The sequence below is a fragment of the Capnocytophaga cynodegmi genome, from assembly GCF_002302475.1.
Classification (GTDB): Bacteria; Bacteroidota; Bacteroidia; order Flavobacteriales; family Flavobacteriaceae; genus Capnocytophaga; species Capnocytophaga cynodegmi.
Genome location: NZ_CP022378.1, coordinates 173,622 through 187,282 on the forward strand (window position 1 = coordinate 173,622; position 13,661 = coordinate 187,282).

Consider the following 13,661-nt stretch of genomic DNA (forward strand, 5'->3'; position numbering starts at 1 on the left):
TATTTTAATTATTAATTCTCTTCAATTTCCACGATTGCGGTTATTGCGGTTTGTGTGATTTCCGAAATGGCAAGTAAGATGCCGTACATCGTGAGTTTTTCATCGTTGGCGGTTATCCAACGCTTGAGCGTAGTGATAGGAACGTTTGTTTTTAAAAACAAATGGGCTATCGCTCGTTCGTCTTCTTTGAGCTTTTCCAGCACTTCATTTTTGATTTTTACGACTCTCATTTTTCGTTTGGCTTTAATTTTGATTTCAGATGATTGTTTTTTTTGGTTTCATTTCTGATTGCAAATGTAAGATAAATTCTTGAAATCAAGAAATTTTCTTATAAAAATCAAGAATTTTTCTTTGATAAATATTTTAAAATAATCATAAGTGTTTGTAAATTAGTGTATTATGAGAATAGAAGAAAACAAAGATTTTGATATCATTGCTAAGATAAAAGAAGTCGCAGAATCAGAATGTAAGACAGATGCTGAGTTTGCTAAAAGATGGGGAAAAAGTCCTCAGAATGTTTACGACTTATATAAGAGAAAAAGTATAGATGTAAAAACTCTTCTTGAAATAAGTAAAGTACTTTCTTATAATTTTTTTGAGGATTTGCAACAGCAACTGCCTTTTTATAAGAAAAAAGATGATGTAAAAGAGCCTATCAAGGCTACTTTACAAATAGAACTTAGTCAAGACAAAAAAGACCAAGTTCTAAGGATTGTTTTTGGTGATAATAATTTAAAGATATTAAATGAGTGATAAGAATGATACCCTACAAACATTTAAATAACTTGCTACAATCAGAATTTAGTGGGGTTTTAGGTAATTTGCTGAAATGCACTATTGTTATGCTTATCGCAGCCATTTTATCCTCTGTTTTTATAAATAAAGAATGGATTTTGATTGTAATTTGGATATTTTTTGGAATATCGTTTATAGTGTACATCTCTTTATATATTTACTTTTCTCTAAAAAAACCAGATTATTTAAGGAGCGAAAAACATCAGATTATGACTCAAGCTATTCAGGTTCTCGGCGATAATGAGAAGGCTTTTAATCCTAATATGGAACACATCGCAAATATAATGAGTCCTTATAGCAAATTAAAAGATAAAGAGCAAAATCCTCTACTAAAATGAAAAGATATAAGTTTTACATTATAATCGTGGATAATTCGTATAATTTCGACCATAAAAAATTTAAAAATCAAATTGGAGAAGTTAATGGAATATTAGCTTGGTGGCATTATATGCCAACTGCATACATAGTTAAGGTAAATAGCGGGATAAGTTCGTCAGATATAGCACAATTTCTAAATACATTAGATACTGTTTTTGAAAGCAAATTTTTTGTATCAGAAGTAATACTTGAAAACTCAAATGGTATTTTACCTCCCCAAGCTTGGGAATGGATACAAAAGCAAGTTAAAGATAATAGTCAATTGTTTCATCCTTAATGAAAATGAAGCATAGGAGTTAGTTTAAAAATTTTGAATGTTTAAATAATTGAAGATATGGCAGAATTCTGTAAAAAATGTGCATCCAATTTTGGCTTTGAGCCTGATGCCCCTCCTTTGCTTTGCGAGGGGTGCGGAAGATACATACCCAAGCCACTGCCTTTTTGGAAAAAAGTTTTGCGGTTTTTTATGAAAAAACAAAAAAACAACACGGATTAGAAGAACCTGCCATTAATAGAAGTTGAATTGAAAATTTTGAATGTTTAAATAGTTTAAAGATATGGAGGGGGATTTTTTTAAAAAAGTTGATGAAATTAGATCAAAAACTATCGAAGAAGAGGTAAAAAAGGAAAGAGAGATATTGTCCGCAGAAAATTATGCTGATTATATTTTCTTTAATGAAGTTGTAATCCCTGTTTTTCAAGAAACCTTTGAAAATTATAAAATAGTAAAACAAGAAAGGGGTGTTTTAGAAATAGGCACAACTCGTTTTTTCGGAGAGTATGGCGAATATGACATTGAATATATTTTGAAATTTGAAAGAGATAAAACCATTGTTTTAGAGAACTATACAGCAGGAAAATGCATCAGCCGAAATGTTCCTTTTGATTTTGAATTTTATAGAAATCATCGTGAAAACTCAAAAGAATACTTTAAAGATTATTTAGAAGGTCTGTTTATTGAATTAGCAAAAAGAGGTTATTAGAAAAACGGGGAAAAATTTTGTGTTCACTTTTTTCAAGCTTTTTATCAAAAAAGTGAACACAAAAATACGACTGAACACAAATTTTTTCATTAAAAATATTTTTGTGTTCAGTTTTGTGTTCAATATATTTCATTGATTTTCTTTATATTATATTTATTTTTTATTACTGAACACAAAGAACACAAAAAAAATATAATAAAAAGAGTGTGAAAAAAATATACCAAAAACCCTCCCAAAAGTGTTAAAATTAGCGTTTTCCACACCTCACAGACATCAAGCATAAATAAATGGGAAATTTTTGTGTTCTTTGTGTTCTTTGTGTTCATCAGTACTCAATCATCTGTAAAACAGCGTGTTACATATGAACACAAAACGAACACAAATTTTTGTTCGTAATTTTATATTTTCTTTAGGGGGCGGGGTTTTCTTATATAAGGAAAGTAATCCTTTACCTAATTTGCTTTGAAAATGGCACCGGAAAATGAGGCTGAAAGTTTCTCGGCGTAAAATGCTGAAGATGGAAAGTAAATGAGTTTTATACTCCTAAATTGTCTTTTAAAATATCTATATCGATATTTTCGTATTCTGATTTGTCATAAATAGACACAAAAGAAACGAGCATTTCTTCAATATTCACAATGGTTTCGTAAGTAATGACCCTTGCACCGCCACTCTTACCTTTGTTTTTTGCGGTTATTTTCATTCGTATTTTTTTAAACCCTCCGCCTAAATCAATACCTCCGTCTTTTCCGTTTTCAATGGCAGACATTAATTTTTTCAAATCATCGTTGAGGGTTTTGTATTTTTTTCGCAAAGATTTAAATTCCTTATCGAAATCATCGGTTGTCGTAAATTCATATTTCATTGAGTAAGGCATTTACAGAGTTCCCTTTTCTTTTTCCTTCGGCAATTTCTTTTGCGTGTGTAGCAGAACGGTTAAGTCTTTTCAAAAAGTTTTTTTCCTTTGCAGTCAAAACCTTTTTAGGCTTTGTCTTTACTTTTGTTATTTCAGTAAAATCAAATGTTTTAGCAATTTCCAAAAGAGCCAATGCCTGTTTGCTTTCGCTGTTTATTGTAATGATGTATCCCATAATTGTATAGATTTTCTGCAAAGATATAAAATTATTTCTGACTATAATACGCCTCCCAGTGAGCTAAAAGTTTCTCGGCGTGTTCGGTAGGCGTTACTTTAATGTAGCTCAAAAATGTTTTCTCGCTGGTGTGTCCTGTGATTTTCATTATTGAAATTGTTGGGAAATTCATCTTATATAAATTGGTTGCGAACGAACGCCGGCAAGTGTGTGAGCTTACCAATTGCCATTTCGGATACATAGCCGTCTCCTTACGCTTGGTAAAAGCATTCATCAATGAGCCACGAATAGGCTCTACCAATCCTACAATTTGGCAAACTTCTTTAATGTATAAATTGAACTTAACATCTGAAATACTTTTAGGCATACCACGCTTAGAAATCATTTCTTTGATATGATGATGTAACGGAATAATCACTTTTATTCCGGAACTGTTTTTTGTTTTCTGCGGTTGTACGGTAATGAATTTATCTTCGGGCTTTATTTCTGGTAAGGAAAGGAAGTCAGAAACTCGTAAGCCAGTCCAAAAACCAATAATTGCCAAATCACGGCAATTTTCGAGCCTGGGATTATTGGAAAAATCATAATCGAAGATACGTTGTATTTCATCTTCACTGAGTGCAATACTCACGCTTTCTTCTTTCAGTACGGAAAATTCTTTGTAGTCAGGCAGAACGTTGTACTTCATTTCTTCTGCTTTTTTAAGCAATACTTTTACGTTTTTAACTAAATCACCAACAGTATTTGTAGCATATCGCTTAGAATACAAATAATTGACAAATTTTTCGTAATCGTCAGCAGTGAAATTGTTTATTTTTAATCTTCCGTGCTTTGCTTCATATTCACGCAATCGGTTAGCTGTTTTTTTATAGTGCTTGATTTTTGAAGGTTCGTAATGTTTTTTAGTGCTTTTATTGATAAGGTTAGGAGCTTTCTCGCAAAAATCATCAATGAAGTCTGTAAAATATTCAAATTCCTTTGTCTCCATCGTCTTGTTTTTGAAATGCAAATCAAAAGCATTTTTAAGCCCTTGCACGGTAACGGCAATTCCATTTAGCTCCATATTGTTTATGGTTGTAATTAAAAAATCATTGTAAACGGAAATTTTTGTTTTGATATGGGAATTTGTTAACCCGACCGCACCACGTTTTACCTTAGGGCTTCGAGCATCAAAATCCCATTCTTCCGGAGATATTTTTACGCCAGTAGTGTACTTAAATATTTTTTTATCTACCTTTGAATAATATTGTATAATGATAGGCGTTGGCTTGTCTGACTTTGGTTCTTTTAAATAAAAATACATTGCATAAACGTTTATGCAAATATATAAAAAGGGTAAGAAAAAGGGTAAGTTATTTTGTTATTGTAGTTTATTTTTAATCACACGTACAAACAATCGTTTTATATAAATAACTGAAAATGTTTTCATAACTATACAAATAGTTTAAGTAAATAACTATCCATATAATCCTGACGAGGTCACAAAATAAAAAACAACTCCTTGTTTTACAAGGAGTTGTTTTTTACAAATAAGTATAAAGGAAAATGACATTTTCATTAAGAAAATCCATTTTCAAAAATCGTACTGAATTTTTATACAGATTGCAATAAATTGCTCATCAGCATTACACAATGCCTAATATGTGAAAAATAACTTACTAAAACACAGAAAATAAATCCGTAAAATTTCACATTTTTGGATTGTTTTTTATCAAAAATCAACTGAAAATTCTACTAACGTTTTTCTTTCTTCTTGAAATAATTTTCCCTGAAATTTCTCCCTTGTCGTTTGTACAATTTATCCCGATTCCTTCTATCATTCCAAAAAATAAGTAAAAAAAATACAGGAATAGCCAATAATCCCCATAACCACCACATACATCTATTTTTAAAATTGTTCTTTCCTAAAATCACTATCTATTAATCCGTCACGCAAACGAATAATGCGATGTGCGTGTTGTGCAATATCTTCCTCGTGCGTCACTAATATAACCGTATTTCCTTTCTGATAAATTTCATTAAAAAGAGCCATAATTTCGTATGAAGTTTTCGAATCCAAATTTCCAGTAGGTTCATCTGCCAAAATGATAGAAGGGTGATTCACCAAAGCCCTTGCCACAGCCACTCTCTGCCTTTGACCTCCCGATAACTCGTTAGGTTTATGCATCATTCGATCGCCAAGTCCCACAAGTTCAAGCACTTCTGTAGCTCGTTCTCTTCGTTTACTTCTTTCTATTCCTGCATAAATCATCGGTAAAGCTACATTATCCAATGCTGTAGTTCTGGGCATAAGGTTAAACGTCTGGAAAACAAATCCAATTTCCTTATTACGAATGTCAGCAAGTTCACCATCAGAAAGTTTACTAACATCTCTTCCGTTAAGAATATATTCTCCCGAAGTAGGCGTATCCAAACATCCTAAAATATTCATCAAAGTAGATTTTCCCGAACCCGAAGGTCCCATAAGTGCCACATATTCTCCCTTTTCGATTGATAGCCAAATACCTTTCAAAACGTGAAGAACCTCATTCCCTAATTTAAAATCACGTTTGATATCTCTAATCTCTAACAAACTCATATTTTCACAAATTAAACAGCTGATACTCTCACAAGTTTCCAGCAGATAAAATTCTAACTATTTTTTGCGAATGTACTAAAAATCACTATAACTTGATGTAAAAAACTTCTTTTTTTTGCTCCTTTCGTATAAAAATGTAGCCTTGTGTAAACGTGTTTATACAAGCAGTTGTTTTTGAATGTTTTACCAAGTTTTCCCAATAATTTTTATTCTTCTTTTTATGTATATCATTAATTATCAATGCACTATCATTATGCATTTTTTCTAAGAACGATATAATATTCAAATTTTTAGCATTCTTGTTTATGAAAATGAGGTCGTATTTTTCTGTTACGGAATCGGATAGTTTCTCTGTTTCAACAAAAATATTTTCTTTTGAAAGTTGCAAGATTTTTTTTAACTTCTCATCATCTACAAAAACATATTTTGCATCAAAATATTGAACAAATTGTAACAACAATTGCAATTTTCTTTCAGAAATTTCTATTTCTCTGAAGTTGCATATTTCCTCAATTTGAATTTTATTTTTAGAGCGCAAACAACTGTTAATCAAACTAAAAACAAAAGGAGAATGCACTCCGTGAAGGTGAATTGATTTTACAAAAAATAAAATATAGTCGAATATGAATTTCATTCGTTTTTTGGCAAAAATAGAAAAAACAATTTACAAATTTCTTGTATTCAAAAAAAGTTATATATTGCGAAACTAATTAAAAGTAAAACAATTATTTTCCATTTTTGGTTTATGAAGAAAAATATAAAAATTGCGTTACACTGGCAAATCATTATTGGTATGCTTGCAGGGAGCTTATTAGCCCTGCTGATGTTACAATTTTCGTGGGGGAAAAACTTTGTGTTAGATTATATAAAGCCTTTCGGAAATATTTTCATTAAACTACTTAAAATCATAGCAATACCTCTAATTTTAGCCTCTCTCATCAAGGGAATTTCCGATTTGAAAGATATTTCTAAATTCTCCCGAATTGGTACTCGAACAATTGTTATATATATGTTAACAACCGTTTTAGCTGTTTCCATCGGATTGACAGTCGCAAATATCGTTCAACCAGGAAAAATGCTAAAAGAAGAAACGCGTGTTGAGTTGATGCAAAGCTTTAAATCACAAGCAGATATAAGCATAAGTATTGCCCAAAAACAGAAAGAAGCTCGTCCCTTAGATGCTATCGAAAACTTGGTACCAGATAATCTCATTTTATCAGCAACAAACAATGCGAATATGCTTCAAATTATTTTCTGTGCAATATTATTTGGATTTGCAATGATTTTAATTCCTGAAGAAAAAACTAAACCTGTTAAAGATTTTTTCAATAGTCTTAATGATATTATATTGAAAATCATTGATATGATTATGAAATTTGCTCCCTATGGGGTTTTTGCTCTCATCGCTGGATTAATTGTAGAAGTTCCCAATTCTGAAGTACTTTCTGCTCTGTTAATCTACGCTTTATGTGTGTTTGGTGGTTTAACAATACTGATGTTAGTGTATTGCATTTTGGTGTGGACTTTTACCAAAAGGACTCCCAAATTTTTTCTTGAAAAAATGGCTCCCGTACAGCTACTAGCTTTCTCAACAAGTTCAAGTTCAGCGACAATGCCTTTAACTATGGAACGAGTAGAAGATGAACTAGGTGTGGACGAGGAAGTCGCTAGTTTTGTAATTCCGCTGGGAGCAACCATAAATATGGATGGAACAAGTCTGTATCTGGGAATTGCAACAATTTTCATTGCACAGGCTTCAGGAATGGACCTAAGCTTTGTAGCTCAGCTCGGGATTGTTGTAACGGCAACGTTAGCTTCTATAGGAACGGCTGGTGTTCCTGGTGCTAGTATTTCTATGCTTGTCATTATCTTGGAACAAGCAGGTATTCCCGAAGCAGGATTAGCATTAATTTTCGCCGTCGACCGCCCATTGGATATGATGCGAACTGTTGCAAACGTTACAGGAGATGCTTGTGTGGCAATGATAGTGGGAAAATCAGTCGGAAAACTACACGAGGTGAAAGAAAAAGAATAACCAATATCTATTTTAATTTTATTTATGAGAAATACTATTTCCAGAAGAGTACACGATTTTTTAAAAAAATATCCTCCTTTTGATATTATTGATGAAAATAACTTACTCAATTTATCAAAGGAAGTTGTTGTCATTTATTTAGAAAAGGGTAAAATCCTCTTCAAAGAACACGAAGAAGCTCACCAATATCTCTACATTGTTAAGGAAGGAGCTATCGAAATGAAGCAAACGATAAATGATAATTCAGAAATGGTTGATATTTGTGACGAAGGTGATGTTTTTGGTGTTCGACCGATGATTACAAACACACCTTACCAAATGACTGCCATCGCTCAAGAAGAATCTATCATTTACGGAATTCCAGCAAATGAATTTCGCCCACTTATTGAAAGTGATACAAAAATAGGCTTATATCTTATTGAAATTTTTGCATCGAAAACAAGAAATCCATATTCTGTTGACTATACCAAATTTTTGTATCAAAATTTCGACAGAAATATGCTTCAAAAAGATTTCTTTGAGCTACAACCTGCAATTTATGTTCGGAAAGTAGTGAAAACCAATCCAGATGAAAATATTCAACAAGCTGCTTTTTTAATGACCGAAAAACGTGTTAGTAGTATTGTCGTGGTAGATTCAGAAAAAAAACCTTTAGGTATTGTTACTGATAAAGATTTACGAAAACAGATAGCAACGGGTTGTTTTTCATTAGATATGAAAGTATCGCAGGTAATGAGCAGCCCTGTTAAAACGTATCCGAAAAAGATGACAATCGCACAAGCTCAGTTCGAAATGATTAAAAGTAATATCAATCACCTAATAATCACAGAAGATGGTAGCAATAAAACTCCTGTATGTGGCATAATGACACAACACGATATTGAAACGGTGAAAGGCGATAGCATTCCTGAGCTAATGAAGGCTGTTAAACGTTCGAAAAAATCAAAACACTTAAAGAGAATCCGAAAACAATCACTTAACTTACTGAAAGGATATGTATTACAAAATATTCCATTGGGATTAATTACCGATTCATTCCATCAACTATTCGAAGCAATCATCTCCAAAGCCATTGAAATATGTATCAAACGAATGCCTACTCCTCCACCCGTTCGGTTTGCGTGGGTCAGTTTGGGAAGCCACGCTCGAAAAGAGCAATTTTTGGTAACTGACCAAGATAATGCAATTGTTTTTGAAAATGTTACAGATGAAAATTACGAAAAAACACAGCAATATTTTTTACAATTAGCTGATAAAATCAACACAATGCTCAACAAAATTGGGTATGAGTATTGCCCTGCAGATATGATGGCAAGAAACCCAAATTGGTGCTTGAGTTTAGAAAGATGGGAAGAACAATTTCAGAAATGGATTTCTAACGCTAATGATGCTGACCTTTTGATGTTTTCAATCTTCTATGATATGGCTTTTTCATTTGGAGAACCCACTTTGGTTGATAAATTAAGTGATAAAGTATTTGAATTAACACAGAATAACGAGCGTTTTATGGCTTTGTTAGCAAAAAGTGCATTAGAAAATCCATCTCCTCTTGGTTTCTTCAGAAACTTTATCGTAGAACACGATGGAAAGTATAAAGACCAATTCGATTTAAAAGCCAGAGCTTTGACAACAATTAATGATAGTGCAAGATTGCTTTCATTATCTTACAAAATCAAAGAAATAACCAATACTTCTGAGCGTTTTGAAAAACTGGCTGAATTGGAACCTCAAAATAAAGACATATACTTGGCCGGAGCCTATGCCGCCAAAGCATTGTTAAAATTCCGTATAAAAAGTGGATTAAAAAATGATAACAATGGTAGATATCTGGATTTAAACAGCTTAAGCAAAGAAGAAAAAACAAAATTAAAACGTTGTTTTAAAGCTATTGCAGGAGTACAAGAATTAATAAAGCTACGTTTTAAAGTAAGCCTTACTTACGTTTAAAATTATTGAAATTGATTTTATAAAAACAAAAGAGAGAAAACATTAGATGTTTTCTCTCTTTTTCAGTTTAATATAAACCTCTATTATGAACGTTCTTATTTAAGTGAGAATTCTGTCTCGCCTATAGATTTCAATTTATCATCAAAAACAACAACTCTGTAAGTTCCCTTTTCGAATCTATCACCTGATTTTGAAACGAAATCACACACATCTATATTTTTATTTTCATAGATAAACCTAGTAGCAACACTATAATTAACAGTGTTATCACCTACTGAAGTGGTGCCATTTTCTCCTAAAGTAATACCGTTAGGGTCTACTAATTGTATGTAAAAATGTCTTGTTCCTGATTTAGCAATTCTGTTTGCAGCAACAGTAAAACACACACGAATTTTGTCAGCGGCTTTTGATCTACTTGTTCCAACTAATCTGCCACTTGAACGCTCCTTAACAGCCTCAGTAGTTAATTTATTGATTTGTAGCTCTTCTCCACTTTCAACTACTTTTCTAAGTTTTGTATTTTGCTGTACCAGTGAGTCCGCATATGAAACTGTCGTTTGCAGAGCTCCAGCAACACTATCACGTTCCTGACGAATTAAAGCGTTAGACCTTCTCAATGAATCGTTAATTGCTAATAAACGCTCACGTTCCTTAGTTAAGGTAAAAACTTGATTTCTGTACTTTGTCAGTGATGCCATTGACATTTTCATTGTTTTTAAGGAATCAATGTACATACTTACCTTGTTACGAGCATCAATAAGATCCTGATTAGTAGTTTTGTTCTCTTCAACAGCTTTATCATAGCTTGTTTTCAAAGCACTTAACTCCTTAATTATCTGCTCTTTTTGCTCATTTAACTCAATCTCATTTTTATCCTTCTGCTCACGAAGCGAATAAGCGTGATAGCCAACAAAACCCGTTGTAATAGCCAAGACTCCTATCAAAATCTTAGAAACTATTCCGCCTCCTCTTCTGGGTTCATTTGCGTACCCTTCATCGAATGTAAATTCTTCTTTTTGAGAAGAATCATCAAATTTTTCTGAATTTATCATAGCTTTTTTCTTTTTGTTTGCTGGGCAAATATATATAAAACTTTATTATTCTCATAATATTTTACATTTTTTTATGTTTTTATCACATATTTCATTTTTCTTAAACTATCATAATATACCTTTAACCAAATACTTATAAGAAACATAATTAAATACAGCTTTTCATTTTTTAAATTAGAAAAAATAAATATATTTTCAAAAGCTTCTTCATTTTTGTAAAACGAAGTACCTTTGCAACAAATTTTTTAATATGCTAGTTCGATATTGTGCTATAATTTTTGGTTGTTTAGCCTTGGGAGAACTGATTGTATTTATTACTGAAATACAATTTCCTTCAAGCATCATTGGTATGTTTCTTTTGACATTTTTTTTACAATTAGGTTGGATTAAATTACACTGGGTGAAAGCCATTTCGGATTTGTTATTGGCAAATTTGGGACTTTTTTTTGTTCCTCCAGGTGTCGCAATTTTGGCTCATTTTAACCTAATAGCTACCAACTTTTGGTCTATCGCTGTCACAGTGATTATCAGTACAATTATTGTGATTGTTGTAACAGGACATAGTTATCAAATTTTACGAAAAAAGATTAAAAAACAATGAACACATATTTAGAAAATCCTTTACTACTTTTGGGACTCACTTTCGTTATTTACTATTCGACTCAAATGTTGCAAAAAAGATATAAATCTGCTTTTCTGAGTCCTGTTCTGGTAACAACTGCTATTCTTATAGGATATTTATCTATTTTCAACATATCATATAATAAATATGAAGAAGCGGGAACTTATATTGAATTTTGGCTCAAACCCTCTATCGTTGCACTTGGTGTACCTCTATATTTACAAATTTCGAAAATAAAAAGACAATTAATTCCATTGTTTGTATCTCAGTTTTTTGGTAGTTTAGCGGGTATTTTTTCTGTCTGTTTGGTTGCAAAATTGTTCGGAACGGATAAAGAAATTATATTGTCATTAGTTCCAAAATCAGTAACAACACCTATTGCTATTGAAATTTCAAAAGTTCTTGGAGGAATTCCTCCTCTTACTGTAGCCTCAGTGATAATTACAGGAATACTTGGCAGTATTTTTGGGTTTAAAATTCTTGATTTTTTCAGAGTTAAAAGCCCTATGGGCAAGGCGATTGCTGTAGGAACTGCTTCCCACGGATTAGGTGTGATGGCTGCTTTCGAACTTAGTGAAAAACACGCCGTTTATGCCAGTTTAGGAATGATACTTAATGGTGTTTTTACAGCGATTTTAGCTCCTCCAATAATTCAATTAATTGAACCTTGGTTATAAAAAGCCTTGTAATTTACAAGGCTTTTTTTATTTTATATTCAAAATTTTTAGTCTGCAAAAGCGTGTCTGTATTCTTTAACTTTATTCCAAGCTCCACGTGTAAAATCAGGAATTTCAACTGGTGCACTTCCATTTTCAAGTGAAATTTTTGAAAGAGGTACTAAGCAAGACCATTCTGCCAAATCGTACACATCCATATCCAACGGAAGCCCATTTCTTAAACAATAAACTAATCGGTAATCCATTATGAAATCCATTCCGCCGTGTCCACCTACTTGTTTAGCTTTCTCTTCCAACTCAATATGAATTCGATGTTTGTATTTTTTCATAAGAGCTTCTTTGGCTTCTTTCGGAACAAACCCGTGAGAACTTAAATTCTCGTGATTGGGAACATCATCTTTTGAAACATTCTCAGGTTCTACCGTGTAACCTTCTGTTGGGTATTTATTAGCAAATCCTTTTGTTCCAGTAAGTTGATACATACGTGAATACGGACGAGGAGTCATTACATTATGCTGAATTTGCATTGTTTTTCCCTTCTCTGTTTTAATCATTGTCATCGTATGGTCTCCATTTTGGAAGTTATCTCCGCTCTTGCCTGTAACTTTTTCGTAAAGTTTTTTACCTTTGAAAGGTTTTGTATCGAATGAAACCAAGTAATTCATTTTATCGCCTCGGTGAATATCAAGTGCTTGACAGGCAGGTCCCATTCCGTGTGTTGGATACACATCTCCACGATGTTTAGCGTTATAGTCCAATCTCCAGTTATTCCAATAAGCTGTCCAAAAATCGTCCAATGCGTGTATGTACGAACCTTCAGCGTGAATAATCTCACCAAACAATCCTTGTTGAGCCATATTTAGTGAAGTTAATTCAAAATAATCATATACACAATTTTCAAGCATCATACAATGCAAACGTTTTTTCTCAGCCATATCAATTAACGACCAGATTTCTTCCATAGTCATTGCCCCAGGCACTTCAATAGCTACGTGTTTACCTTTTTCCATAGCATACAAAGCCATAGGAACGTGTGATTTCCAATCAGTTACAATATACACCAAATCTACATCATCGCGTTCACAAAGAGCTTTCCAAGCATCTTCCGAACCACTATAAGTCGCCGCTTTTTCAACTCCTGCTTTTTCCAAAATTGTTTGAGCTTTCTCAACTCGTTCTGGACGGATATCACAAAGAGCTGTTACTTTAGCTCCTGGAATGTGCATAAAACGTTGCACTGCACTAGGGCCACGCATTCCTAATCCGATAAATCCTACTCGAACTGTTTCTAACTTTGGAGTTACTAAGTTTACTACGTCCTTCTGACCAGCGGCACGTTTTGGCGTATGAACCTTAATCGGCTGATACATCGTTGTTTTTTCAGTAACGGGATTATTTGCTTTTTGTACAGAATTACAAGCTGCAAAGCTCAAGCACAATATCCCGCCTAAAAGTACTTGGTTAATTTTTCTTAACATATTATTTATTTGTTTAGAGGTTAAT

The 13,661-nt window shown here is 32.7% G+C and carries 16 protein-coding genes; 8 read left to right on the forward strand and 8 right to left on the reverse strand.

From position 1 onward, the window contains the following. Positions 1-11 precede the first annotated feature (11 nt). A complete protein-coding gene (locus CGC48_RS00835) occupies positions 12-230 on the reverse strand; it encodes a hypothetical protein (RefSeq protein ID WP_095897398.1) in 219 nt (72 codons plus the stop codon). Positions 231-399: 169 nt separating this feature from the next. Between CGC48_RS00835 and CGC48_RS00840 the strand changes: the two genes are divergently transcribed. From CGC48_RS00840 to CGC48_RS00855, 4 genes are all read left to right on the forward strand, one after another. Then, positions 400-753: a hypothetical protein gene (locus tag CGC48_RS00840; protein WP_095897399.1), complete on the forward strand. Its 354-nt coding sequence runs from the start codon at positions 400-402 to the stop codon at positions 751-753. Positions 754-758: 5 nt separating this feature from the next. Continuing rightward, positions 759-1,133, forward strand: coding sequence for a hypothetical protein (locus CGC48_RS00845; RefSeq protein ID WP_157909838.1), 375 nt, complete (start codon positions 759-761; stop codon positions 1,131-1,133). Next, complete coding sequence (locus tag CGC48_RS00850) at positions 1,130-1,450, forward strand: hypothetical protein (RefSeq protein ID WP_095897401.1); 321 nt, start codon at positions 1,130-1,132, stop codon at positions 1,448-1,450. Before CGC48_RS00845 ends, CGC48_RS00850 begins: the two co-directional genes overlap by 4 nt. A gap of 280 nt (positions 1,451-1,730) precedes the next feature. Continuing rightward, positions 1,731-2,156, forward strand: coding sequence for a hypothetical protein (locus CGC48_RS00855; RefSeq protein ID WP_095897402.1), 426 nt, complete (start codon positions 1,731-1,733; stop codon positions 2,154-2,156). Positions 2,157-2,691: 535 nt separating this feature from the next. Here CGC48_RS00855 and CGC48_RS00865 read toward each other — a convergent pair. The 5 genes from CGC48_RS00865 to CGC48_RS00890 all read right to left on the reverse strand — a co-directional run bounded on the left by CGC48_RS00865 (position 2,692) and on the right by CGC48_RS00890 (position 6,459). Continuing rightward, positions 2,692-3,021: a type II toxin-antitoxin system RelE/ParE family toxin gene (locus tag CGC48_RS00865; protein WP_098029719.1), complete on the reverse strand. Its 330-nt coding sequence runs from the start codon at positions 3,019-3,021 to the stop codon at positions 2,692-2,694. Next, the gene (locus CGC48_RS00870; RefSeq protein ID WP_095897404.1) at positions 3,011-3,247 is read right to left on the reverse strand and encodes a hypothetical protein; all 237 of its coding nucleotides are present in this window, start codon (positions 3,245-3,247) and stop codon (positions 3,011-3,013) included. The genes CGC48_RS00865 and CGC48_RS00870 overlap by 11 nt, the downstream gene beginning before the upstream one ends. 31 nt (positions 3,248-3,278) lie before the next feature. After that, positions 3,279-4,550, reverse strand: a complete 1,272-nt coding sequence (locus CGC48_RS00875) for a tyrosine-type recombinase/integrase (protein ID WP_098028072.1) — start codon at positions 4,548-4,550, stop codon at positions 3,279-3,281. Positions 4,551-5,135: 585 nt separating this feature from the next. Continuing rightward, positions 5,136-5,825 carry an ABC transporter ATP-binding protein gene (locus tag CGC48_RS00885; protein WP_098028074.1) on the reverse strand — a complete coding sequence of 230 codons (690 nt, stop codon included), beginning with the start codon at positions 5,823-5,825 and terminating at the stop codon, positions 5,136-5,138. Positions 5,826-5,910: 85 nt separating this feature from the next. After that, complete coding sequence (locus CGC48_RS00890) at positions 5,911-6,459, reverse strand: hypothetical protein (protein WP_098028075.1); 549 nt, start codon at positions 6,457-6,459, stop codon at positions 5,911-5,913. Positions 6,460-6,570: 111 nt separating this feature from the next. On the opposite strand from CGC48_RS00890, the gene CGC48_RS00895 reads away from it, so the two are divergent. Both CGC48_RS00895 and CGC48_RS00900 read left to right on the forward strand, forming a co-directional pair. After that, a complete protein-coding gene (locus CGC48_RS00895; RefSeq protein WP_098028076.1) occupies positions 6,571-7,860 on the forward strand; it encodes a dicarboxylate/amino acid:cation symporter in 1,290 nt (429 codons plus the stop codon). Positions 7,861-7,884: 24 nt separating this feature from the next. Then, positions 7,885-9,807: a DUF294 nucleotidyltransferase-like domain-containing protein gene (locus CGC48_RS00900; RefSeq protein ID WP_098028077.1), complete on the forward strand. Its 1,923-nt coding sequence runs from the start codon at positions 7,885-7,887 to the stop codon at positions 9,805-9,807. A 95-nt stretch (positions 9,808-9,902) separates the two neighbouring features. On the opposite strand, the gene CGC48_RS00905 is transcribed toward CGC48_RS00900, so the two are convergent. Beyond that, on the reverse strand, positions 9,903-10,859 hold the full coding sequence (locus CGC48_RS00905; RefSeq protein ID WP_098028078.1) for a hypothetical protein: 957 nt from the start codon (positions 10,857-10,859) through the stop codon (positions 9,903-9,905). Between the two features lie 250 nt (positions 10,860-11,109). On the opposite strand from CGC48_RS00905, the gene CGC48_RS00910 reads away from it, so the two are divergent. Together CGC48_RS00910 and CGC48_RS00915 are read left to right on the forward strand one after the other, a co-directional pair. Continuing rightward, positions 11,110-11,460: a CidA/LrgA family protein gene (locus CGC48_RS00910; protein WP_098028079.1), complete on the forward strand. Its 351-nt coding sequence runs from the start codon at positions 11,110-11,112 to the stop codon at positions 11,458-11,460. Next, positions 11,457-12,158, forward strand: coding sequence for an LrgB family protein (locus CGC48_RS00915; protein ID WP_098028080.1), 702 nt, complete (start codon positions 11,457-11,459; stop codon positions 12,156-12,158). The genes CGC48_RS00910 and CGC48_RS00915 overlap by 4 nt, the downstream gene beginning before the upstream one ends. A gap of 47 nt (positions 12,159-12,205) precedes the next feature. Here the strand turns inward: CGC48_RS00915 and CGC48_RS00920 are convergent, their stop codons facing one another. Beyond that, positions 12,206-13,636: a Gfo/Idh/MocA family protein gene (locus CGC48_RS00920; RefSeq protein WP_098028081.1), complete on the reverse strand. Its 1,431-nt coding sequence runs from the start codon at positions 13,634-13,636 to the stop codon at positions 12,206-12,208. Positions 13,637-13,661 lie beyond the last annotated feature (25 nt).

Coding starts and splice junctions, on each gene's coding strand:
- CGC48_RS00915 (WP_098028080.1), top strand. CDS start 11,457: ATGAACACATATTTAGAAAATCCTTTACTACTTTTGGGACTCACTTTC.
- CGC48_RS00910 (WP_098028079.1), top strand. CDS start 11,110: ATGCTAGTTCGATATTGTGCTATAATTTTTGGTTGTTTAGCCTTGGGA.
- CGC48_RS00855 (WP_095897402.1), top strand. CDS start 1,731: ATGGAGGGGGATTTTTTTAAAAAAGTTGATGAAATTAGATCAAAAACT.
- CGC48_RS00850 (WP_095897401.1), top strand. CDS start 1,130: ATGAAAAGATATAAGTTTTACATTATAATCGTGGATAATTCGTATAAT.
- CGC48_RS00885 (WP_098028074.1), bottom strand. CDS start 5,825: ATGAGTTTGTTAGAGATTAGAGATATCAAACGTGATTTTAAATTAGGG.
- CGC48_RS00875 (WP_098028072.1), bottom strand. CDS start 4,550: ATGTATTTTTATTTAAAAGAACCAAAGTCAGACAAGCCAACGCCTATC.
- CGC48_RS00905 (WP_098028078.1), bottom strand. CDS start 10,859: ATGATAAATTCAGAAAAATTTGATGATTCTTCTCAAAAAGAAGAATTT.
- CGC48_RS00870 (WP_095897404.1), bottom strand. CDS start 3,247: ATGGGATACATCATTACAATAAACAGCGAAAGCAAACAGGCATTGGCT.
- CGC48_RS00840 (WP_095897399.1), top strand. CDS start 400: ATGAGAATAGAAGAAAACAAAGATTTTGATATCATTGCTAAGATAAAA.
- CGC48_RS00920 (WP_098028081.1), bottom strand. CDS start 13,636: ATGTTAAGAAAAATTAACCAAGTACTTTTAGGCGGGATATTGTGCTTG.
- CGC48_RS00890 (WP_098028075.1), bottom strand. CDS start 6,459: ATGAAATTCATATTCGACTATATTTTATTTTTTGTAAAATCAATTCAC.
- CGC48_RS00865 (WP_098029719.1), bottom strand. CDS start 3,021: ATGAAATATGAATTTACGACAACCGATGATTTCGATAAGGAATTTAAA.
- CGC48_RS00900 (WP_098028077.1), top strand. CDS start 7,885: ATGAGAAATACTATTTCCAGAAGAGTACACGATTTTTTAAAAAAATAT.
- CGC48_RS00895 (WP_098028076.1), top strand. CDS start 6,571: ATGAAGAAAAATATAAAAATTGCGTTACACTGGCAAATCATTATTGGT.
- CGC48_RS00845 (WP_157909838.1), top strand. CDS start 759: ATGATACCCTACAAACATTTAAATAACTTGCTACAATCAGAATTTAGT.
- CGC48_RS00835 (WP_095897398.1), bottom strand. CDS start 230: ATGAGAGTCGTAAAAATCAAAAATGAAGTGCTGGAAAAGCTCAAAGAA.